We start from the raw sequence: 808 nt of genomic DNA, 5'->3' as shown, positions 1-808 counted from the left end.
GTATTTGCAGCCGCGGGGGCAACTCCAGTAAACCTGCCGGGTTCTGAAGTATTTACTGGCCTGAGCAAAGGTGTAATTGATGCCGCGGATTACACGGTATTCTCTACCAACCAAAAAGCGGGCATGAACGATATCGCTACTCACCCAGTTCAACCGGGTTTCCACTCATTGCCGCTTATCGATATCTCTATTTCTCAGAAGAAATGGGACAAGATGCCAGCTGATCTACAAACAATGCTGCAAACATCAGTGCGTGACTTCTCTTACGACATGACGACTCAGCTGAAAATGGCTGACCAAGCTGCGCTTAAAGAAGCTCAAGCGAACCCTGAAATTACTATCCACGACTGGTCTCAAGAAGAGCGTAAGAAGTTCCGTGAAATCGCGAAAGGCCAATGGAAGGTATTTGCCGAGCGTTCTGATAACGCAGGAAAAGTTTACACCTCAGTGACTGTGTTCCTAGAAGAAAACGGCTTACTGTAATTCAAACTTAGTTTACTGACGGGGGAGGGCACTGCTCTCCCGTATTTTCCCAGGAAATTTGGCTCATGACCGATAAAATCCCCCACGCCCCAGCTGAAAACGACGAGCAACCAAGAAATGCGCTTGATCGTTTTGTTATAAAGTTCAGTAATCTCGTTAGCTGGTTGTTTATTTTTACTGTATTGATTTCATTTTATGAAGTTGTGATGCGTTACGCATTCGATGCCCCGACCACATGGGTACATGAAACAGCTTCTTTCATCGGTGGTTCTTTATTCATTATTGGTGGTATCTACGCGTTTGCTGCGAATAAGCATGTACGTGT

At 45.5% G+C, this 808-nt stretch carries 1 protein-coding gene and 1 pseudogene; both read left to right on the top strand.

All coding sequences use genetic code 11. The annotated features are described in order from the left end of the window. A pseudogene (locus AB4496_RS24555) lies at positions 1 to 483 on the top strand (C4-dicarboxylate ABC transporter substrate-binding protein); the annotation flags it as partial. Positions 484 to 548: 65 nt separating this feature from the next. Further along, a partial coding sequence (locus AB4496_RS24550; protein WP_372132412.1) for a TRAP transporter small permease subunit occupies positions 549 to 808 on the top strand: 260 nt, incomplete at its 3' end.

Source organism: Vibrio sp. 10N.222.46.A1 (genome assembly GCF_041473595.1).
GTDB classification, from domain to species: Bacteria; Pseudomonadota; Gammaproteobacteria; order Enterobacterales; family Vibrionaceae; genus Vibrio; species Vibrio tasmaniensis_A.
Note: the sequence above shows the minus strand (reverse complement) of the source record. Positions and strands in the feature narration are given on the sequence as shown.